18 protein-coding genes are annotated in these 19,138 nt (G+C 70.9%); 9 read left to right on the forward strand and 9 right to left on the reverse strand.

Going from position 1 to position 19,138, the window contains the following annotated elements:
• The first annotated feature begins 166 nt into the window (after window positions 1-166).
• Window positions 167-676, forward strand: a complete 510-nt coding sequence (locus M4V62_RS21285) for an Lrp/AsnC family transcriptional regulator (protein WP_425575113.1) — start codon at window positions 167-169, stop codon at window positions 674-676.
• Between the two features lie 43 nt (window positions 677-719).
• Here M4V62_RS21285 and M4V62_RS21290 read toward each other — a convergent pair whose 3' ends face one another.
• Complete coding sequence (locus tag M4V62_RS21290) at window positions 720-1,313, reverse strand: TetR/AcrR family transcriptional regulator (protein WP_249588845.1); 594 nt, start codon at window positions 1,311-1,313, stop codon at window positions 720-722.
• Complete coding sequence (locus M4V62_RS21295) at window positions 1,310-2,827, reverse strand: 3-hydroxyacyl-CoA dehydrogenase (protein WP_249588846.1); 1,518 nt, start codon at window positions 2,825-2,827, stop codon at window positions 1,310-1,312. Before M4V62_RS21295 ends, M4V62_RS21290 begins: the two co-directional genes overlap by 4 nt.
• Window positions 2,828-3,022: 195 nt before the next feature.
• Between M4V62_RS21295 and paaN the strand changes: the two genes are divergently transcribed.
• A complete protein-coding gene (gene paaN, locus M4V62_RS21300) occupies window positions 3,023-4,714 on the forward strand; it encodes a phenylacetic acid degradation protein PaaN (RefSeq protein ID WP_249588847.1) in 1,692 nt (563 codons plus the stop codon).
• 15 nt (window positions 4,715-4,729) lie between these two features.
• Here the strand turns inward: paaN and M4V62_RS21305 are convergent, their stop codons facing one another.
• From M4V62_RS21305 to M4V62_RS21315, 3 genes are read right to left on the reverse strand one after another with little or no spacing between them, the layout of a single operon-like run.
• Window positions 4,730-5,509: a TrmH family RNA methyltransferase gene (locus M4V62_RS21305; RefSeq protein WP_249588848.1), complete on the reverse strand. Its 780-nt coding sequence runs from the start codon at window positions 5,507-5,509 to the stop codon at window positions 4,730-4,732.
• A 16-nt stretch (window positions 5,510-5,525) separates the two neighbouring features.
• Window positions 5,526-6,779 (reverse strand): HTTM domain-containing protein, encoded by a 1,254-nt coding sequence (locus M4V62_RS21310; protein ID WP_249588849.1) that lies wholly within the window; start codon window positions 6,777-6,779, stop codon window positions 5,526-5,528.
• Entirely contained in the window at window positions 6,776-7,606 is an 831-nt protein-coding gene (locus M4V62_RS21315) for a DUF5819 family protein (protein ID WP_249588850.1), read from the reverse strand. The genes M4V62_RS21310 and M4V62_RS21315 overlap by 4 nt, the downstream gene beginning before the upstream one ends.
• A gap of 228 nt (window positions 7,607-7,834) precedes the next feature.
• Between M4V62_RS21315 and paaA the strand changes: the two genes are divergently transcribed.
• From paaA to M4V62_RS21345, 6 genes are all read left to right on the forward strand, one after another.
• Entirely contained in the window at window positions 7,835-8,833 is a 999-nt protein-coding gene (gene paaA, locus M4V62_RS21320) for a 1,2-phenylacetyl-CoA epoxidase subunit PaaA (RefSeq protein ID WP_249588851.1), read from the forward strand.
• Window positions 8,830-9,120, forward strand: coding sequence for a 1,2-phenylacetyl-CoA epoxidase subunit PaaB (gene paaB, locus M4V62_RS21325; RefSeq protein WP_160506146.1), 291 nt, complete (start codon window positions 8,830-8,832; stop codon window positions 9,118-9,120). The genes paaA and paaB overlap by 4 nt, the downstream gene beginning before the upstream one ends.
• Complete coding sequence (gene paaC / locus M4V62_RS21330; RefSeq protein WP_249588852.1) at window positions 9,117-9,866, forward strand: 1,2-phenylacetyl-CoA epoxidase subunit PaaC; 750 nt, start codon at window positions 9,117-9,119, stop codon at window positions 9,864-9,866. Before paaB ends, paaC begins: the two co-directional genes overlap by 4 nt.
• On the forward strand, window positions 9,860-10,369 hold the full coding sequence (gene paaD / locus M4V62_RS21335) for a 1,2-phenylacetyl-CoA epoxidase subunit PaaD (RefSeq protein WP_249588853.1): 510 nt from the start codon (window positions 9,860-9,862) through the stop codon (window positions 10,367-10,369). Before paaC ends, paaD begins: the two co-directional genes overlap by 7 nt.
• Window positions 10,369-11,442, forward strand: a complete 1,074-nt coding sequence (gene paaE / locus M4V62_RS21340) for a 1,2-phenylacetyl-CoA epoxidase subunit PaaE (RefSeq protein WP_249588854.1) — start codon at window positions 10,369-10,371, stop codon at window positions 11,440-11,442. The genes paaD and paaE overlap by 1 nt, the downstream gene beginning before the upstream one ends.
• 116 nt (window positions 11,443-11,558) lie before the next feature.
• Window positions 11,559-12,692 (forward strand): acyl-CoA dehydrogenase family protein, encoded by a 1,134-nt coding sequence (locus M4V62_RS21345; RefSeq protein WP_249588855.1) that lies wholly within the window; start codon window positions 11,559-11,561, stop codon window positions 12,690-12,692.
• An 84-nt stretch (window positions 12,693-12,776) separates the two neighbouring features.
• Here the strand turns inward: M4V62_RS21345 and M4V62_RS21350 are convergent, their stop codons facing one another.
• The 3 genes from M4V62_RS21350 to M4V62_RS21360 form a co-directional block, all read right to left on the reverse strand.
• On the reverse strand, window positions 12,777-13,124 hold the full coding sequence (locus tag M4V62_RS21350; protein WP_249588856.1) for a rhodanese-like domain-containing protein: 348 nt from the start codon (window positions 13,122-13,124) through the stop codon (window positions 12,777-12,779).
• 22 nt (window positions 13,125-13,146) lie between these two features.
• Window positions 13,147-14,103 (reverse strand): J domain-containing protein, encoded by a 957-nt coding sequence (locus tag M4V62_RS21355; RefSeq protein WP_425575104.1) that lies wholly within the window; start codon window positions 14,101-14,103, stop codon window positions 13,147-13,149.
• Window positions 14,104-14,251: 148 nt separating this feature from the next.
• On the reverse strand, window positions 14,252-15,748 hold the full coding sequence (locus tag M4V62_RS21360) for a DUF2252 domain-containing protein (RefSeq protein ID WP_249588857.1): 1,497 nt from the start codon (window positions 15,746-15,748) through the stop codon (window positions 14,252-14,254).
• A gap of 300 nt (window positions 15,749-16,048) precedes the next feature.
• Here M4V62_RS21360 and M4V62_RS21365 point away from each other — a divergent pair, with 300 nt between their 5' ends.
• Complete coding sequence (locus M4V62_RS21365; RefSeq protein ID WP_425575105.1) at window positions 16,049-17,422, forward strand: hypothetical protein; 1,374 nt, start codon at window positions 16,049-16,051, stop codon at window positions 17,420-17,422.
• A 21-nt stretch (window positions 17,423-17,443) separates the two neighbouring features.
• Here the strand turns inward: M4V62_RS21365 and M4V62_RS21370 are convergent, their stop codons facing one another.
• The gene (locus tag M4V62_RS21370) at window positions 17,444-19,093 is read right to left on the reverse strand and encodes an acyl-CoA dehydrogenase family protein (protein ID WP_249588858.1); all 1,650 of its coding nucleotides are present in this window, start codon (window positions 19,091-19,093) and stop codon (window positions 17,444-17,446) included.
• Window positions 19,094-19,138: the final 45 nt, after the last annotated feature.

Consider the following 19,138-nt stretch of genomic DNA (forward strand, 5'->3'; position numbering starts at 1 on the left):
GGCAAAAGAGGCGCGGCAATGTGAGGCGCCTCACCTACCGATTGTTCGGTCGTCGGCACATTTTGGCTACAGGCACCTCCAGGCTGTGGACAAACGGTTCTGCACAGCCTGGGATGGATGCAGTACGTCCATGGTAGGGAGGCGGGGGGACATGGCATCTGAACGAATGGCCGACGGACGCGACGGTGATCGTCCGGAAACCCGGTCCGGCGACCGCCAGGAGGGCCTGCCCCGCCCCCTGGACTCCATCGACCGCGACATCCTGCACATCCTGCACACGGACGGTCGCGCGTCGATACGCGCCGTGGCCGAGCGCGTCCATGTGTCACGGGCCAACGCGTACGCGCGCATCAACCGGCTCATCGACGACGGGGTGATCCGCGGTTTCGGCGCCCGGATCAACCACGAACGGGCAGGCCAGGGCGCGTCCGCCTACATCACGCTCAAGATCGTCCAGAACACCTGGCGCACGGTCCGCGAGCACCTGCGGACGCTGCCGGGCGCCTCGCACATCGCGCTGGTCAGCGGCGACTTCGACGTACTGCTCCTGGTGCACACGCCGGACAACCGCGCGCTGCGCGAGCTGGTCCTCACCCGGCTGCAGTCCATCCCCGAAGTGCTCAGCACGCGTACGCTGCTGGTCTTCGAGGAGGACGACCTGGAGGCGGAGAACTGATCCGCCGGCCGGAGAGGTGGGCCTGTCAGCCGGAGCTGGTGCGTCAGTCGCCGCTGCGCAGCCCCGCGAAGGCCATCTGGACGACGGCGTCGGCAACCTGCTGTCCCGACGAGGCGCCACGGGCGTCCGGCCGGTACCACTCCGCGATGGAGTTGATCATTCCGAAGAGCAGCCGGGTGGCCAGGCGCAGCTCGACATCCGAGCGCAGGTCGCCGTCGGCGACGGCTTCCTTGAGCAGATCGGCGACCTGCTGGTCGAACTCCCTGCGCCGCTCCATGGCCCACCGCTCGGTGTCCGTGTTGCCGCGCACGCGCAGCAGCAGCGTCACATAGGGCAGTTCGGCGATGAGCACCTCGACGGTGCGGCGCGTGACGTGCTCCAGGCGCTGCACGGCGGTGCCCACGCGCGCGTGCTCCTCGGCGAGGATCCCGAAGAGCCCGTCGAGCGCCCGGCTGACCGCGCGGCGCAGCAGCTCTTCCTTGCCCGATACGTGGTGGTAGATCGAGGACTTGGAGATTCCGGCCGCCTTGGAGAGGTGCTCCATGGACGTGCCGTCGTAGCCGCGCTCGTTGAAGATCCGGACGGCCACCGTCAGGAGGCTCTCCGGGGTGTACGTGTCGCGCCTGGTGGTGGTCATGAGCAGAGGTCCTCTCGCGCTGCCGCGCGGCGAAGCGCCTGGGACGGGGCGTAGCGGCCGGTGGGGTACTCCTGGTGCAGGCATTCCAGGATGTCGATGGCCCAGTGCAGGTTGAGCGCCTCGCCCCATTCGAGCGGTCCACGCGGGTAGTTGACGCCCAGGAGCATCGCCGTGTCGATGTCCTCTCTGCTGGCGACACCGCGCGCGACGGCGTCCTGGGCGAAGTCGACGAGCATGGCGACGGTCCGGGCCACGATCATCCCCGGGACGTCGGCGATGACGCTGACCTGCTTGCCCAGCGCCTGGAAGAGGCCCACGGCCTCCTGGAGCTGCTCCTCGCTCACCGCCACGGAGGGAGCCAGGGCGATCCTGGTCGCGGCACGGTAGTCCAGCGCGAGGTCGAACTGGATCACCGCCGTCTCGGCGTCGTCCGAGGCGCAGCCGTCGGCCAGATACATCCTGACGCCGCTGGGCAGTTCCATCCACCCTGGGCGGTCGGGGTCGTAGGGCTCCTTGAGCGCGATGTCGATCCCGGCTTCGTCGATCAGCTTGACGACGTCGTGCGCCTGGAACTGGTCCCCATGCACCGCGACGGACGCCGGGGCCGGTGCGGGCGCCGCCGTGTGGGGCCCCACACGCGAGGCGTCGTCCCCGTACGCGTACCAGCCCTGGCCGGACTTGCGGCCCAGGCGGCGCGACTCGACGAGGCGGCGCTGGGCGAGCGACGGCGTGAACTTGGGGTCCTGGAAGAAGGACTCCCACACGGAGCGGGTGACGGCTTCGTTCACGTCCTGGCCGATGAGGTCGGTGAGCTCGAAGGGGCCCATCTTGAAGCCGCCCGATTCGCGCAGGACGGCGTCGATGGTGGCCGGGTCGGCGGCCCGCTCCTCGTGGAGGCGCAGCGCCTCGGCGTAGAAGGGGCGCGCGATGCGGTTGACGATGAAGCCGGGGGTGTCCGCGCTGCGCACCGGCGTCTTGCCCCAGGCCCGCGCCGTCTCGTACGCGCGCGTGGCCGCCGTCTCGTCGCTCGCGAAGCCGCTGACGACCTCGACGAGGGGGAGGAGCGGCGCGGGGTTGAAGAAGTGCAGGCCGACGAAGCGGCCGGGCTTCTTGAGCGTGCCCGCGATGGCGGTGACGGAGAGGGAGGACGTGTTGGTGGCGAGGAGGCAGTCCTCGTCGACGATCTCTTCCAGCTCTTCGAAGAGGCGCTGTTTGACGGGCAGTTGTTCCACGATCGCCTCGATGACCAATCCGCACCCGGCCAGCTCGGCGAGGCTGTCGACCGGTGCGAGCCGGTCCCCCGCGGCGGCGCGGTCGCCGGCCGTGAGCCTGCCCTTCTCGACGAGCCGCTCCAGGCGTGCGCCGATCGCCGCGGCCGCGGTCCTCGCCTGGCCCTCCACGGCGTCGTACAGCCGCACGGGGTGGCCCGCCAGCAGGGCGACCTGGGCGATGCCCTGCCCCATGGTGCCGGTGCCGACCACGGCAACGGGGCTGCTGAGCTCGAGTGCTGTCATGCTCGCGATCCTCCCGCACGAGGTGTCCGCCGGAGGGTGCGGGGTGCCCGGCGAGAAGTTGTCCACAGGTTCGGCGGACCCCCTTGTCCCGACCGATCGTTCGGTTACTCTAGCTCTGTCTGTCCGTTCCTGCCCACTGCCCTGCCCAGCTCGCCGGCTCGACGAAGAGCCGGCTCGACGAGGAGTTGGTCCGATATGGCCGCCGAACTCACCGCGCACCAGCTGATCGCCACGCACCGGCCCACACTCGACCAGGCGCTGGAGACGATCCGCACGCGCGCGTACTGGTCGCCGCACCCCGAGCACCCCAAGGCCTATGGAGAGAACGGCAGCCTGAGCCTGCCCGAGGGCAAAACCGCCTTCGACGCCCTCCTGGGCAACCGCTTCGACCTCGACCAACCGGGCACGGACGACTGGACCGGCGCGGAAGTCTCTCCGTACGGGCCCGAGTTGGGCATCACGTACCCCCACCCGGACATCGACACGCTGCTGCCCGCCATGCGCGCCGGAATGCGCGCCTGGCGCGACGCGGGCGCGGAAGTGCGCGCGATGGTCTGTCTGGAGATCCTGTCGCGCATCAGCGCGCGCACGCACGAGCTGGCGCACGCGGTCATGCACACCAGCGGCCAGGCCTTCATGATGGCCTTCCAGGCGGGCGGACCGCACGCCCAGGACCGCGGCCTGGAAGCGGTGGCGTATGCGTACGTCGAGCAGGCCCGCACCCCTGACAACGCGGAGTGGTCCAAGCCCCAGGGCAAGCGCGACCCGATCGCCCTGGACAAGCGCTTCACGCCCGTGGGGCGCGGCATCGCGCTCCTGATCGGCTGCAACACGTTCCCGACGTGGAACGGCTACCCGGGCCTGTTCGCCTCCCTGGCCACCGGCAACCCCGTCCTGGTCAAGCCCCACCCGCGCGCGGTGCTGCCGCTCGCGCTGACGGTGCGCATCGCGCGCGAGGTCCTCGCCGACGCGGGCTTCGACCCGAACCTGGTGTGCCTGGCCGCCGAGCGGCCGGGCGAAGGCATCGCCAAGACCCTCGCCGTCCGCCCCGAGATCAAGATCATCGACTACACGGGCTCGACGGCCTTCGGTGACTGGCTGGAGACCAACGCCCGCCAGGCGCAGGTCTACACGGAGAAGGCCGGCGTGAACACGGTCGTCGTCGACTCGACGGACAACTACAAGGGAATGCTGTCCAACCTGGCCTTCTCCCTGTCGCTGTACAGCGGCCAGATGTGCACGACCCCACAGAACCTCCTGATCCCCCGGGACGGCATCACCACGGACGCCGGACCGAAGTCGTACGACGACGTGGTGTCCGACCTCGCCGCATCGGTGAACGGCCTGCTCGGCGACGACGCCCGCGCGAACGGCATCCTGGGCGCCCTGGTCAACCCGGACGTGAAGGCCCGCCTGGAGGCAGCGACCGGGCTCGGCGAAGTGGCTCTCCCCTCACGGGAGATCAGCAACCCCGAGTTCCCGGACGCCGTGGTCCGCACCCCGGTCATCGTCAAGCTGGACGGCGCGAAGCCGGACGCCGAGGCGGTCTATCTGAACGAGTGCTTCGGCCCCGTCTCCTTCGCCGTCGCGGTCGACTCCTCCGCGAACGCCGTGGAGCTGCTGCGCCGCACGGTGCGCGACAAGGGCGCGATGACGGTCGGCGCGTACACGACGTCGGACGAGGTGTCCGGCGCCGTGGAGGAGACCTGCCTGGAGGAGTGCGCCCAGCTCTCCTTGAACCTCACGGGCGGCGTCTATGTGAACCAGACGGCGGCGTTCTCGGACTTCCACGGCTCGGGCGGCAACCCGGCGGCGAACGCCGCCCTGTGCGACGGCGCCTTCGTGGCCAACCGCTTCCGTGTGGTGGAGATCCGCAGGGACGCCTGACGCCCGGCGGCGGGTTCAGGCCTCCGCGCCCGGGGGCCTGCCCGCCGACCAGTGGAAGAGGGTCATCCCGACGCTGGTGGCCAGGTTGTAGCTGGAGACCTGGGGCCGCATCGGCAGCGACACCAAATGGTCGGCGCGCTCCCGCAGCCCCGCGGACAGACCACTGCGCTCGGACCCGAAGGCCAGCACGGCGTCGTCCGGCAGCTTGAGGCCGCGGATGTCCTCACCCTCCGCGTCGAGCGCGAACACCGGCCCCGGCGGCAGCTCGGAGACGTCCATCCGCTCGACGGCCGTGGCGAAGTGCAGGCCCGCGCCACCGCGTACGACCGTGGGATGCCAGGGGTCGAGCGTGCCGGTCGTGACGACTCCCGTCGCCCCGAATCCCGCGGCGAGCCGGATCACGGCCCCGGCGTTGCCCAGATTGCGGGGGTCGTCGAGGACGACGACCGGCGCGGTCCTCGGCATGCGGGCCAGCGCGTCGAGGTTGGCGGCACGGGACGGACGTACCGCGAGGGCGGCCACCCCCGTGGGATGCAGACGCGGCACAAGGGCGCGCAGGGTGCCCTCAGGGACCTGGACGAGGAGCGCGTCGAGGGCGTCCTTCACATCGGGCGCGAGGTCGTCGGCGAGGGCGAGGACCGCGGCCTTGTCCCCGGCCAGCGCCGAGGGGATCGGCGCTCCGAAGCGCAGCGCGTGCTTGATGGCGTGGAAGCCGTCGAGGAGCACGGAGGTGTCGGCGACCTCTCTCCAGACACGCAGCGCGTCGTCCGGATCAGGCTGGTACGTCCCGTTCATCCCGCGTACGTCCCGTTCATGAAGGGAAGCCTACGCGCGCGTGCTCGGCGGATTCCCTGGCCGGTTCCTCGTCGGCCCCGCGCTGCACCGGCACCGTACGACCGCGTGAGAGCCGCGCGAACAGCGCTCCACGCGCGCGTGCCGTCCAGCCGGCGACGCGTCGCAGGAACGACGTCGGCAGGAACACCGCGTCGGCCGCGATCATCGCGAGCGAGAAGAACGGCAGGCCGAGGATGACCGCGATGACCGCGTGCTCGCAGATCATGGCGGCGAGCAGGACGTTCTTGACCCGCCTGTTGAAGAGGGTGAAGGGGAAGGCGACCTGCACGGCGACCGTCCCGTACGTCACCAGCATCACCATGAGGCCGTGCGAGGCGAGCAGGTCGGAGAGCGCGGGCCAGGGGGAGAAGTAGTCGAGGCGCAGCGGGTAGTAGATGGCCGTGCCGTCCTGCCAGCGGCTGCCCTGGATCTTGTACCAGCCGGCCGTCGCGTAGATCAGACACGCCTCGACCATGATCACCAGCAGTGCGGCGTTGTGCGCGAGCTTCACGATGACGTCGAGGAGCCTGTGACCCTCGCCGTCGGGCGCACGCCGTCCGACGGCCCACCACAGGCCGTGCGACAGCCACAGCCCCCAGAAGACCAGCAGCCAGCCGCCGCTGAGCTCCCCCATGAACGTCACCACGGACAGGCCGAGTCCAAGGGCCCACCACAGCACGGGCCCGACCCGGTCGACGGGCTGCGCCGCCTTCTCCAGATCCGCATCCGCCGACCGGCCGACCGGCGCTGTACGCGCGCGTGCGGCGCGCCGGGCGTCGAGCGACCAGACCTGGCCGCAGCGCGTGAACACCAGGTAGGTGGCCATGAGGTGGATGACGTTGTCGCCGCCGTCACCCATGAAGATCGAGCGGTTCTGCAGCGAGAGCACGCCGATCATGAAGAGCACGGACATCGTGCGGGTGCGCCAGCCGAGCATCAGCAGGACGCTGCTGAGGACGGCGAGCGCGTAGAGGGCCTCGAACCAGATGCGCCCGTCGGACCACATCAGGGCCGTGAAGGCGTGGTTCTCCGCGATGAGCTGCTGGGCCATGTCCCAGCTCCACGGGCTGTCGGGCCCGTACAGCTCGTGGCGGTTGGGGAGTTCGCGCAGTAGGAAGAGCAGCCAGGTGGCGGCGAACCCGATGCGGACCACGGCGGTCTGGTAGGGACCGAGGGCGGATGCGGTGATCCGTTCGATGCCGTGGCCGAGCACGGAGCCGAAGCGCTTCATCGGGCGTCCCCCTCGGACTCCTGGGCCTTGCCCAGTGGCATGTCGTCGGGTGTCACCGGCCACCACGGCAACTGGCGGAGCACCGGTTTGGCGGCGACCTTCTCGTCGCTCCACTCGGGGGCGGGCACGTTCGTGGTCTTGGAGCGGACCTGGACGCGCTCGACGGCGGCACCTTGGCCCATGGGCTCCTCGCGCTCGACGCGCATCACGACGATGCGGCGGACGTAGCGCTCCGAGAGCTGTCCGCGCAGGCCGCGGGGACGATTCTGCGCGTCGTGCGCGGCGACGTAGAAGTCCCAGGCCCTGCGCAGTTCGTTCTGTTGCGTGTGGCTGGGCAGCAGATTGCCGTCGATGTCGGCGCCGTCGCGCGCGGAGAGGTCGTGCCAGCCGGTGGTCCGGGTGCTTCCGTCGCCCGTACGGATCTCGGCGCGGGCCTGCACCGCGATGTTCTGCTGCATCGGGTTGGGCGCGAAGAGCTTCCAGTTCTGCTCGAACTCGGGATAGATCCAGTCGTCGACGGCCTGCCCGTGCTGCTTGGTCATGGTGTTGGCGGGGGCGACGTGGAGGAAGAGCATCCCGACGTGGACGCAGGCCGTGACGGTGATGAGGGCCAGCGCCAGCGCGGCGGCGACCTGGTAGCGCGGGGAGAGGGCGGCGATGCCTGCGCGGGGCGGCCGGGGCGGGGGCGCGGCCGGGATGCCGTCGGGCGGCGGGGCGGGCGGGACGCCGTCGGCGGGCGGGGTTGCCGCGACGCCGCCGGCGGGTGAGGGGACGGCGTTGAAGGATGGGAGCGGCGGCTCGTTCGCGTTGTTGTCGTTCGCGTCCATTCCGCCCCGATTCCCGATCCCGCACGGTGGTGTGCGCCCGTCGGCCCGCCCGTCACACGGCTCTCTACCGCCCGCTTCGCACCGGAACGGTACTCATGCCTGCGCGCCAGGCACAGCGTCCGTGAAGTTATCCACAGGGTTGACACCTTATGGCGCTGAGCCGCACCATTGAATTCCACGAACCGAACGATCGGTCGGTAGCTAGCTAAAGGTCGAGGGGGACCGCGAATGGCGACAGCAGCCGAGCATCAGACGGCCCGGTCCGCACCGGACCAGGCAGCGGCCGACGCCGCACGCACAGCGGCGCAGCAATCCGCTTTCGACGCCGCCGTCGCAGCCGACGAGCGCATCGAGCCACGCGACTGGATGCCGGACGCCTATCGCGCCTCGCTCGTCAGGCAGATAGCGCAGCACGCCCACTCCGAGATCATCGGCATGCAGCCGGAGGCCAACTGGATCACGCGCGCCCCGTCCCTGCGGCGCAAGGCGATCCTGATGGCCAAGGTGCAGGACGAGGCCGGTCACGGCCTGTATCTGTACAGCGCGGCCGAAACCCTCGGCACCAGCCGCGACGAGCTCCTCGACAAGCTCCACTCGGGCCGCCAGAAGTACTCGTCGATCTTCAACTACCCCACGCTGACCTGGGCCGACGTCGGCGCGATCGGCTGGCTGGTGGACGGCGCCGCGATCACGAACCAGGTCCCGCTCTGCCGCTGTTCGTACGGCCCCTATGCCCGCGCCATGGTCCGCGTCTGCAAGGAGGAGTCGTTCCACCAGCGCCAGGGGTATGAATCGCTGCTCGCCCTCAGCCGGGGCACCGAGGCCCAGCACGCGATGGCACAGGACGCGGTGGACCGCTGGTGGTGGCCGTCCCTGATGATGTTCGGCCCGCCGGACGACGAGTCCTCGCACTCGGAGCAGTCGATGACCTGGAAGATCAAGCGCCACTCGAACGACGAGCTGCGCCAGCGCTTCGTGGACATCTGCGTCCCCCAGGCCGAGTCGCTCGGCCTCACGCTCCCCGACCCGGACCTCGTGTGGAACGAGGAGCGCGGGCAGCACGACTTCGGCGCCATCGACTGGACCGAGTTCTGGGCGGTCCTCAAGGGCAACGGCCCCTGCAACGAACAACGGATCACCCAGCGCAAGAGCGCGCACGACGAAGGCGCGTGGGTGCGCGAGGCAGCAGCGGCGTTCGCCGCCAAGCACGGGGAGGCGAAGGCATGAGCAGCTCGACCGACTGGCCGCTGTGGGAGGTGTTCGTGCGCTCCCGCCGCGGGCTCTCCCACACCCACGCCGGCAGCCTGCACGCACCGGACGCGGAAATGGCCCTGCGCAACGCCCGCGATCTGTACACCCGCCGCAGCGAAGGCGTCTCCATCTGGGTCGTGCCGTCCACCCAGATCACCGCCTCCTCGCCCGACGAGAAGGACTCCTTCTTCGAACCGGCGGGCGACAAGCCCTACCGCCACCCCACCTTCTACGACATCCCGGACGGGGTGAAGCACCTATGACCGCGCCACTGACCCCGACGGCCACCGCCTCGGCCCTCGCCCTGGGCGACGACGCGCTGGTGCTCTCGCACCGGCTGGGGGAGTGGGCGGGCCACGCACCCGTCCTCGAAGAAGAGGTCGCCCTCGCGAACATCGCCCTCGACCTGCTCGGCCAGGCACGCGTCCTGCTCTCCCTGGCCGGGGACGAGGACGAACTGGCCTATCTGCGCGAGGAGCGGGCCTTCCGCAACCTCCAGCTGGTCGAGCAGCCGAACGGCGACTTCGCCCACACCATCGCCCGCCAGCTCTACTTCTCCACCTACCAAACCCTGCTGTACGGCCAGTTGGCGAGCACGGACAGCACCTTCGCCCCGCTGGCGGCGAAGGCGGTCAAGGAAGTCGCCTACCACCAGGACCACGCGGAGCAGTGGACGCTGCGGCTCGGGGACGGGACGGCGGAGAGCCATGAGCGCATGGAGCGCGGCATCGACGCGCTCTGGCGGTTCACCGGCGAAATGTTCCAGCCGGTGGAGGGCCTCGACGGCACGGACGGCTCCCAGGGCATCGACTGGCAGGCACTGCACGAGAGTTGGACCGCCTCGGTGACCGCCGTCATCGAGAAGGCGACCCTCACCGTGCCCTCTGGCCCCCAGGAAGGGGCCTGGGCCGCGGGCGCGGGACGCCAGGGGCTGCACACCGAGTCCTTCGGGCGGATGCTCGCCGAGATGCAGCACCTGCACCGCAGCCACCCGGGGGCATCATGGTGACCACCGCACTCGAGGAAGAGCTCCTGGCCCTCGCGGGCTCCGTGCCCGACCCGGAGCTGCCGGTCATCACGCTGGCCGAGCTCGGGGTCCTGCGCGGAGTGCGTGTCCGCGGCATCGGCAAGGTCGACGTCGAGCTGACCCCCACGTACACCGGCTGCCCGGCCATCGAGGCCATGACCGCCGACATCGAGCAGGTGCTGCACGAGCGCGGCATGTCGGAGGTCTCCGTGCACACCGTGCTCTCCCCCGCCTGGTCGACGGACGACATCAGCGCCGAAGGCCGCCGCAAACTGGCGGAGTTCGGCATCGCACCCCCGCGCCCGCACAGCACCGACGGACCCGGCAGCGGCAGCGGACCGATACCGCTCACCCTCTCCGTCCGCTGCCCGCACTGCGGCTCGACCGACACCGAACTGCTCAGCCGCTTCTCGTCGACGGCCTGCAAGGCCCTGCGCCGATGCGTCGCCTGCCGTGAACCGTTCGACCACTTCAAGGAGTTGTGATGGCACGCTTCCACCAGCTCCGGATAGCAGCGGTCGAGCAGCTCACCGACGACTCCGTGACACTGACCTTCGAGGTGCCACCCGCCCTGCGCGAGGAGTATCGCTACGCACCGGGCCAGCACCTCGCCATCCGCCGATTCGTCGACGGCACCGAGATCCGGCGTACGTACTCGATCTGCGCACCCGCACCCCACCCCGAACGCGACTCGGAACCAGAGACCCTGCGGGTCGGGGTGCGCTTCGTCGAAGGCGGCGCCTTCTCGACGTACGCCCTGAAGGAAGTCGCCGTCGGCGATGAGCTGGAGGTGATGACCCCGGCCGGACGCTTCACCCTGGAACCGGCACCCGGGCGCTATGCGGCGGTGGTCGGCGGCAGCGGGATCACACCGGTGCTCTCCATCGTCACGACGCTCCTGGAGCGCGAACCGCACGCCACGTTCTGTCTCATCCGGAGCGACCGCACCGCCGCGTCGACGATGTTCCTCGAGGAGGTCGCCGACCTCAAGGACCGCTGGCCGGACCGGTTCCAGCTGGTCACGGTGCTCTCCCGGGAAGAACAGCAGTCCGGGCTCGACTCCGGACGGCTCGACGAGGAGCGACTGGCCACACTGCTGCCGGCGCTGCTGCCCGTCGAGGAGGTGGCGGGCTGGTTCCTGTGCGGTCCGTTCGGACTGGTGCAGGGCGCGGAGAAGACACTGCGCGGCCTCGGCGTGACGCGTCAGCGCATCCACGAGGAGATATTCCACGTGGACGACGGCCTCGCATCCCCGGCGCCCGCCACCACGGCCGCCCCCGCGCACAGCACCGTGACGGTGACGCTCGACGGGCGCTCGGGCACCTGGCCCGTCCAGGACGGGGAGTCCCTGCTCGACACCGTGCTGCGCAACCGCGCGGACGCGCCGTACGCCTGCAAGGGCGGGGTGTGCGGGACCTGCCGGGCCTTCCGGGTCTCGGGCGAGGTGCGGATGAACCGCAACTTCGCGCTGGAGCCGGAGGAGACCGAGGCGGGGTATGTGCTGGCGTGCCAGTCGCATCCGGCCACGGACACGGTGGAGTTGGACTTCGACCGCTGAGACCTTCGCTGTTCCCTTCCCGTAGAACCTGTTCTATCTTGACGACCCGTCAGACACAGCGGGCGTAGGCAGAAGCAGAGACAGAGCCGTCGGGCCGGTGCACGGGAGGACAAGCAGTGGACTTCACCTTCACCGAGGAACAGCAGGCGGCCGTCGAGGCGGCGAAGGCGCTCTTCGCCTCCGTCGCACCCGACGGCGTACCGAGCCCCGCCCTCGTACCGGGCGCCGTCGACGAGGACTTCGACCGCGCCCTGTGGGCCAAGCTCGCCGGATCCGACCTGCTCAGCCTGCTCCTCGACCCCGAGCACGGCGGTGCGGGTCTGGACGCCATCGCCCTCTGCCTGGTTCTGCGCGAGTCGGCGAAGAAGCTCGCCCGGGTCCCACTCCTGGAGAGCAGCGCGGCCGCCTACGCCGTACAGACCTACGGCGGCAAGGAGTTGAAGCAGCGGATCCTGCCGAAGGCCGCCCGCGGAGAACTCGTCCTGACCGTCGCGGCGAACGGCCGCAGCGGACACGACCCCGCCGAACTCTCCGTCACCGCACGGCAGGACGGCGACGACTGGCTGCTCGACGGCACACAGACAGCCGTGCCCTGGGCACAGAACGCCGACATCATCGTGGTGCCCGCCCACACATCCGCCGGACGGACCGTCCTCGCCCTCATCCCCCGCGAGCACGCGGGGCTCACACTCGCCGATCAGGTGTCCACGAGCGGTGAGCGCCTCGGCGAACTGGGCCTTAATTCCGTACGGATCGGCGGCGACGACGTCATCGAGGCCGACGGTGCCTGGGACTGGCTGCGCGATCTGCTCGCCACCGGGACCTGCGCCCTCGCGCTCGGCCTCGGCGAGGGCGTACTGAGCATGACCAGCGAATACACCAGCAAGCGCGAGCAGTTCGGCTTCCCCGTCGCCACCTTCCAGGCCGTCGCCGTGCAGGCCGCCGACCGCTACATCGACCTGCGCGCCATGGAGGTCACCCTCTGGCAGGCCGCCTGGCGCATCAGCACCGGCGCGAGCGGCGCCCTGCCCGCCACGGGAGATGTGGCCGTCGCCAAGATCTGGGCGTCGGACGGCGTACGCAGGGTGGTGCAGACGGCCCAGCATCTGCACGGCGGCTTCGGATCCGACACCGACTACCCCCTGCACCGGTACCACGCGTGGGCCAAGCAGCTGGAGCTGTCCCTGGGCCCGGCAGCGGCGCACGAGGAGGCACTGGGCGACCTGCTCGCCGCCCACCCGCTCGGCTGAGGCGGCGGATTCGGCCGAAGCGGCGGAAGCAACGGAAGCGACGGAAGCGGTGGGTGAGGGACCGCGGGCCAAGGCTGCCGGAGGCTAGACCACGGTGCCCGGCTGACCCTTGTCGTCGACGACGGGCCGGCCCGCGGCCTCCCAGCTCTGCATGCCGCCGTCGACGTTCACCGCGTCGATGCCCTGCTGGAGGAGGTACATGGCCACCTGCGCAGAACGTCCGCCGACCCGGCAGATGACATTGACCTTGCCGTCCTGCGGGGCGGCCTCGGTCAGCTCGCCGTAACGGGAGACGAACTCGCTCATCGGGATGTGCAGCGCACCCGCGGCGTGACCCGCCTGCCATTCCTCGTCCTCACGGACGTCGAGGAGAAAGTCGCCGCTCGCGAGGTCGTTGACGCCGACCGTGGGCACGTGTGATCCGAAAGCCATGCCCCCGACGCTACCCGACCGGCTAGGCGGTCAGCCGCGCGAGTTCGGCCTCGCGCTCGGTGACCTGCGCGAGCAACTGCTCGGCGATCTCGTCGAGGAGCTGGTCCGGATCGTCCGGCGCCATCCGCAGCATCGCGCCGATCGCACCCTCCTCCAGCTCCCGGGCGACCACGGTGAGCAGCTCCTTGCGCTGGGCGAGCCACTCGAGGCGCGCGTAGAGCTCTTCGCTCTTGTTCGGCCACTGCGGCTCGGCCACCGGACCGGCGGCCCACTCCGCGGACAGCTCGCGCAGCAGGGGCTCGTCCCCACGGGCGTACGCGGCGTTCACCCGCGTGATGAACTCCTCGCGGCGGCTGCGCTCGCCGTCGTCCTGGGCCAGGTCGGGGTGGGACTTGCGGACGAGCTCGCGGTAGAGCTTGCGGGCCTCGTCGCTGGGCCGCACCCGCTGCGGGGGACGCACCGACTGATCGGTCAGCATCGCGGCGGCCTCCGGATAGAGACCCTCGCCATCCATCCAGCCGTGGAACAACTCCTCGACACCCGGCATCGGCATGACCCGCGCCCGCGCCTCGTCCGCCTTGCGCCGGTCCTCCGGATCACCGCTGCGGGCCGCGAGCGCCTCGGCGATCTCGGCGTCCAGCTCGTCGAGGCGGGCGTACATCGGGCCGAGCTTCTGGTGGTGGAGCCGGGAGAAGTTCTCCACCTCGACCCGGAACGTCTCGACGGCGATCTCGTACTCGATCAGCGCCTGCTCGGCCGCCCGGACCGCCTTCTCCAACCGGTCTTCGGGCCGCGCGGCACTGCCCTGGCCCGCCGCCCCCTCGGGAGCCCCGCCAGAAGCCCCGCCAGGAGCCCCTTCGGAAGCCCCGTCTGACGCTTCGCGACCAGCGGCCACGGGCTCGGGATCCGGTTCAGGATCGAGATCGGGTTCGAGGTCAGGCGTCTGGGGCTGCGTCGGCTCGGCTTCCGGGGTTGTCACCCGTCCAGCCTAGGCCACCGCGACACTGCCCTGTCGTAGCGCCGGGGGCGCCGGAGGGCCGGGGCGGGGTGCCGGGGCGGGGCCTCGCCGTACACCTCGGGTGGGGGCCCTCCCCCCCACCCCCTCCCTCCCCTCGCCCCCTCCCCCCTCACACCCCCGCCTCCGCCGCCACCCGCCCCTCCTTGACGGCACGCACCAGCTCCGTGTGGTCCGCCTCCGTGCGGTTCGCGTACGCCACCGCGAACGACGCCATCGCCGTGTCCAGCTCGTCGTTCTTGCCGACGTATCCCGCGATGAGCCGCGGGTCGGCGCTGTGCGCGTGCGCGCGGGCCAGCAGGGCTCCGGTCATCCGGCCGTAGTCGTCGATCTGGTCGGCGGCCAGCGCCGCCGGGTCCACGCTGCCCTTGCGGTTCCTGAACTGCCGTACCTGGAAGGCCCTCCCGGAGACCGTCGTCCACCCCAGCAGGAAGTCGCTGACCACCTGCATCCGCTTCTGTCCGAGCACCACCCGGTGCCCCTCGTGCGCGACCTCAGGCACCGCGAAGCCCGCCGTGGGCAGATGCGGGAGCAGCGCGGAGGGGCGTGCCTCCTTGACCTGGAGCACCAGCGGCTCGCCCCGGTGGTCGAGCAGCAGCACGACATACGACCGCAGGCCCACGCTGCCCGTGCCCACGACGCGGAACGCCACATCCTGGATCGCGTACCGCGCGAGCAGCGGCAGTCGGTCCTCGGACAGCGTGTCCACGTACTCCCCGAGCGCGGAGGCGACCTCGGCCGCTTCCGCGTCCGGTATTCGCCGGAGCACCGGCGGGGCGTCGACGAAGCGCCGCCCCACGAGGCCACCCTCGCCCTCGACCCGCTCGGTCGACTTGGCGGCGAACCGGGCGCTCGTGTTCTGCCGGGCCTTCTCGGAGACGCTCTCCAGGGTTCCGAGCAGGTCCCGGGCGTCCGTGTGCGAGACCAACTCCTCGTCCGCGATGGCGTTCCACGCGTCGAGCGCCGGAAGCTTCGCGAGCAGCCGCATCGTGCGGCGATACGCCCCCACCGCGTCGAACGCCGCTTCCCTGCAGACGTCCTCGCTCGCCCCCGCCTCACGCCCCGCGAGCACGAGGGAGGCCACGAGCCGCTTCACGTCCCACTCCCATGGGCCGTGCGCCGTCTCGTCGAAGTCGTTCAGGTCGATGACAAGGCCGCCCCGCGCGTCCGCGTACAGACCGAAGTTCGCCGCGTGCGCGTCACCGCATATCTGGGCGCCTATCCCCGTCACCGGGGTCCGCGCGAGGTCGTACGCCATCAGACCGGCGGCCCCGCGCAGGAAGGCGAAGGGCGACGTGGCCATCCTGCCCATCCTGATCGGCGTGAGCTCGGGGAGCCTGCTGCGGTTGGACTCCTCCACGGCCTCGATCGGATCGGGGCGGCCGTCGTCCTCGGCGAAGCACTCGTGCGACGCACGGCTGACGCGCGCCCGCAGTGCCTTCCCCTCTTTCTTCGGTGAGTCCCTCTTCGGCGAAAGCCTCGCCTCCGCCGAGCCCGCGGAACCCACCGAACCCGCGGAACCCGCCGAGCCCCGCGCAGGCCACTCCGCGAACCCCTTCACCTGAGGAAGCCCCGCACCACCGAATCGTGCACCGTCGTTCTCCGCCATGCCCACTGCCCTCGCCCCGCATCCCCCACGTCCGGGCGGCCCCCCATGGGCCTCACCTGGCATGAAGGTACCGCCGGGCAGCTGATCGGCGTCAGAGCCTGTGGACAACCCGCGACCTGTGGAAAACGCCGCCCCCCGGCGCACCCTCCTCGCGCTCCTCGCACCCCTCTCACCCCTCGCACCCCTCGCACCCCGCCCGCACATTCCCCCGGACGGCCCACCCACCGCGCCGGACGGCATCGCAGCAGGTCCCCTGGCAGTCAGCGCGCTGGCACCGACGAGGAGGCAGGGGAGGCACCGGTGGCGGACGACAAGACACCCGCGAGCCCGGAAGACCCGACCAACCAAGCCAACCAAGCCAACCAAGCCGACCAAGCCGACCAAGCCGAGCTAAAAGACCTACGCAGCCGGCTGGCGGCCCTGGAGGCCAAGGAGTCCGAGCACGCCCAGGCCGGCGGCGGTCGCCGGCACCGAGGCCGGTCGTTCCTGGCCGCGGTGCTCATCGTGATCGGATGCGTGCTCGCGCCGCTCGCCGTCGTCGCCTCCTGGTCGGCCGACCAGGTCGGCAACACGGACCGCTACGTCGCCACGATCGGCCCGCTCGCCTCCGACCCCGACGTGCAGGAAGCCGTCGCCGACCGGGCGACGGATGCCCTGATGAGCCGCATCGACCTGGCGACTCTCCTCTCCGACGCCCCCGCCGCCGACCGGCCCCGCCTGGAGAAGGCCCTCGGCAGGCTCGGCGACTCCCTGGAGGGCGCCGTCCGCAGCTTCGTGCACGACAAGGCACGTGCCGTGGCCGGGTCGGACGCCTTCGAGACCATCTGGAAGCAGGCCAACCGGCAGATCCACAGCTCGCTCGACAAGGCACTGACCGGCAGCGGCGGTGGCTCCGTGAAGCTGGAGGGGGACACGGTCACCCTCGATCTGGCGCCCCTCGTCGACCGCGTCAAGCAACGCCTGGTCGACGAGGGCATGACGGTCGCGGGCCGGATCCCCGAGGTGCACACCGAATTCACCCTCGTCAGGTCGCAGGACATCGGCAAGGTCAAGACGTATGTGCGGCTGCTGCAGCTGGCAGGCAACTGGCTCCCCGTCATCGCCCTGGTCCTGGTCGCCGCCGGCGTCCTGCTCTCCGTACGCAAGAGAAGGACCCTGGTCACCGCGGCCCTGGCCGTCGCCGTGGCCACCGGGCTCCTCGGGATCGGGCTGCGCGTCTTCCGCGTGCTCTATCTCGACCGGCTGCCCGCGAACGTCTCGCAGGACGCGGCCGCGGCGGTGTACGACACCATGACCCACTTCCTCTTCACCACGGTCCGCATGGTCGTGGCGCTCGGCGTCGTCGTCGCCCTGGCCGCCTGGCTCACCGGAGGCGGCCGCCGGGCCGGCCTGGTGCGCGGTCTGTGGACCTCCGGCATCGGGGCCGTTCGCGGCACCGCGGACCGCGCCGGGATGCGTCTTGGCCCGGTCGGCCCCTTCGTACGCCGCTACCGCACCTGGATCACCTGGGTACTGGTGGCCGCCGCGCTCCTCACCTACCTGCTGTGGTCCTACCCGACGGGCTGGGTCGTCGTCGGACTGGCCCTGTGCCTGCTCTTCCTGCTTGCGGTCACGGAGTTCCTGGCCGGAGAGCAACAGCACGAACCGCAACACGAACCACAGCAGCTGGGCTGAGACAGGCACTCCCGCCCACCCTCACGCAGGCAACCGCTCCACCAGCGCCGCGAAGTCCGTGCCCGGCGGCAGCGTCCCGAAGGCGAAGCCCTGGTCGCCCGCGAGCCGCGACGCGCAGAACGTGTCGGCGACGGCGGCCGGTGCGTGGCGGACGAGGAGCGAGCCCTGGAGGACGAGCGCGGCCCGCTCGATGACGCGGCGGGCGCGCAGCGGAGCATCCTCGGTGAGGACGAGTTCGCCCCGCAGTTCGCGCCAGGCCGCGTCCAGGCGCCGGTCGGCTCCGGCCGCCGCCTCGATCTCCGTGCGGAAGGCTTCGAGGGACTCGGGTTCGCGCGCCAACGCCCGCAGCATGTCGAGGGCGTTGACGTTGCCGGAGCCCTCCCAGATGCCGTTGAGCGGGGCCTCGCGGTAGAGCCGCGGCATTCCTGATGCCTCGTCATATCCGTTCCCACCGAGGCATTCCAGCGTCTCGGCGACGAAGGCGGGCTGCCGCTTGCACACCCAGTACTTCGATACGGCGGTGGCAAGGCGCAGGAACGCGCGCTCCTGGGTGTCGCCGCGCTGGGCCCGGTCGGCGGCGCCCGCGAGGCGCAGACCGAGGGTGGTGGCAGCCTCGGACTCCAGGCCGAGGTCGGCGAGGACGTTGCGCATCAGCGGCTGGTCGATGAGCTTGGCGCCGAACACCGAGCGGTGGCGGGTGTGGTGCGCGGCCTGCGCGAGGGATTCGCGGATGTGCCCGGCAGATCCGAGGACACAGTCCAGACGCGTCATCGTCACCATGTCGATGATGGTGCGTACGCCCTTGCCCTCCTCGCCGACGATCCAGGCCACCGTGTCGTCGAACTCGGGCTCGCTGCTCGCGTTGGAGCGGTTGCCGAGCTTGTCCTTGAGCCGCTGGATGCGGAAGGTGTTGCGGCTGCCGTCGGGCAGGACGCGCGGGACCAGGAAGCAGGACAGGCCGCCGGGGGCCTGCGCGAGCACGAGGAAGAGGTCGTTCATCGGCGCGCTGGTGAACCACTTGTGCCCGCGCAACCGCCAGGTCCCGTCGGCCTGTTCGGCGGCGGCCGTCGTGTTCGCCCGGACGTCCGTACCGCCCTGCTTCTCCGTCATGCCCATCCCGGCGAGCAGGCCTCGCTTGCCGGTCGGGGTGCGCAGGCCGGGGTCGTAGACCTTGCTGGTGAGCAGCGGCTCGTACATCTTGGCGAGTTCGGGTGCGCGCCGCAGGGCGGGGACGACGGCGTACGTCATGGAGACCGGGCACATGTGGCCCTGTTCCATCATGGTCGCCACCATGAAGGTCGCGGCGCGCGCGACATGGGCGCCGGGACGCTCGTCAGCCCAGGCGGTACCGGCGGCGCCCGCGCCGACGGTGGCGTCCATCAGCGAGTGGTAGGCGGGGTGGAAGTCGACCTCGTCGACGCGGTTGCCGTAACGGTCGTGGGTACGCAGCTCGGGCTCGTGGCGGTTGGCCTGTTCCGCCCAGGTGCGCGCTTCCTCGCTGCCGACGACGCGTCCGAAGCGGTGCAGGTCGTCGAGGTGCCACGCGGCGCCCTCCCGGCGTACGCCCTCGATGAGCACCGCGTCGTCGGCGGCGTCGTGACCGGTCAACGGCGGTGCCTGGTTGGTCACTTCGTGGGTCACGGAGGTGGGGTGGCTTATCGGCGTGGACATGGTGCCTCCTGCGGGAGAGCCGGGTCGGGAGTCGGCCGAGGGTGG

The sequence above is a fragment of the Streptomyces durmitorensis genome, assembly GCF_023498005.1.
GTDB lineage: Bacteria > Actinomycetota > Actinomycetes > Streptomycetales > Streptomycetaceae > Streptomyces > Streptomyces durmitorensis.

What these genes read in the sequence shown, in the direction of transcription:
- M4V62_RS21285 (WP_425575113.1), top strand. Translation starts at nt 167, where the DNA reads ATGGCCGACGGACGCGACGGTGATCGTCCGGAAACCCGGTCCGGCGAC.
- M4V62_RS21290 (WP_249588845.1), bottom strand. Translation starts at nt 1,313, where the DNA reads ATGACCACCACCAGGCGCGACACGTACACCCCGGAGAGCCTCCTGACG.
- M4V62_RS21295 (WP_249588846.1), bottom strand. Translation starts at nt 2,827, where the DNA reads ATGACAGCACTCGAGCTCAGCAGCCCCGTTGCCGTGGTCGGCACCGGC.
- paaN (WP_249588847.1), top strand. Translation starts at nt 3,023, where the DNA reads ATGGCCGCCGAACTCACCGCGCACCAGCTGATCGCCACGCACCGGCCC.
- M4V62_RS21305 (WP_249588848.1), bottom strand. Translation starts at nt 5,509, where the DNA reads ATGAACGGGACGTACCAGCCTGATCCGGACGACGCGCTGCGTGTCTGG.
- M4V62_RS21310 (WP_249588849.1), bottom strand. Translation starts at nt 6,779, where the DNA reads ATGAAGCGCTTCGGCTCCGTGCTCGGCCACGGCATCGAACGGATCACC.
- M4V62_RS21315 (WP_249588850.1), bottom strand. Translation starts at nt 7,606, where the DNA reads ATGGACGCGAACGACAACAACGCGAACGAGCCGCCGCTCCCATCCTTC.
- paaA (WP_249588851.1), top strand. Translation starts at nt 7,835, where the DNA reads ATGGCGACAGCAGCCGAGCATCAGACGGCCCGGTCCGCACCGGACCAG.
- paaB (WP_160506146.1), top strand. Translation starts at nt 8,830, where the DNA reads ATGAGCAGCTCGACCGACTGGCCGCTGTGGGAGGTGTTCGTGCGCTCC.
- paaC (WP_249588852.1), top strand. Translation starts at nt 9,117, where the DNA reads ATGACCGCGCCACTGACCCCGACGGCCACCGCCTCGGCCCTCGCCCTG.
- paaD (WP_249588853.1), top strand. Translation starts at nt 9,860, where the DNA reads ATGGTGACCACCGCACTCGAGGAAGAGCTCCTGGCCCTCGCGGGCTCC.
- paaE (WP_249588854.1), top strand. Translation starts at nt 10,369, where the DNA reads ATGGCACGCTTCCACCAGCTCCGGATAGCAGCGGTCGAGCAGCTCACC.
- M4V62_RS21350 (WP_249588856.1), bottom strand. Translation starts at nt 13,124, where the DNA reads ATGGCTTTCGGATCACACGTGCCCACGGTCGGCGTCAACGACCTCGCG.
- M4V62_RS21360 (WP_249588857.1), bottom strand. Translation starts at nt 15,748, where the DNA reads ATGGCGGAGAACGACGGTGCACGATTCGGTGGTGCGGGGCTTCCTCAG.
- M4V62_RS21370 (WP_249588858.1), bottom strand. Translation starts at nt 19,093, where the DNA reads ATGTCCACGCCGATAAGCCACCCCACCTCCGTGACCCACGAAGTGACC.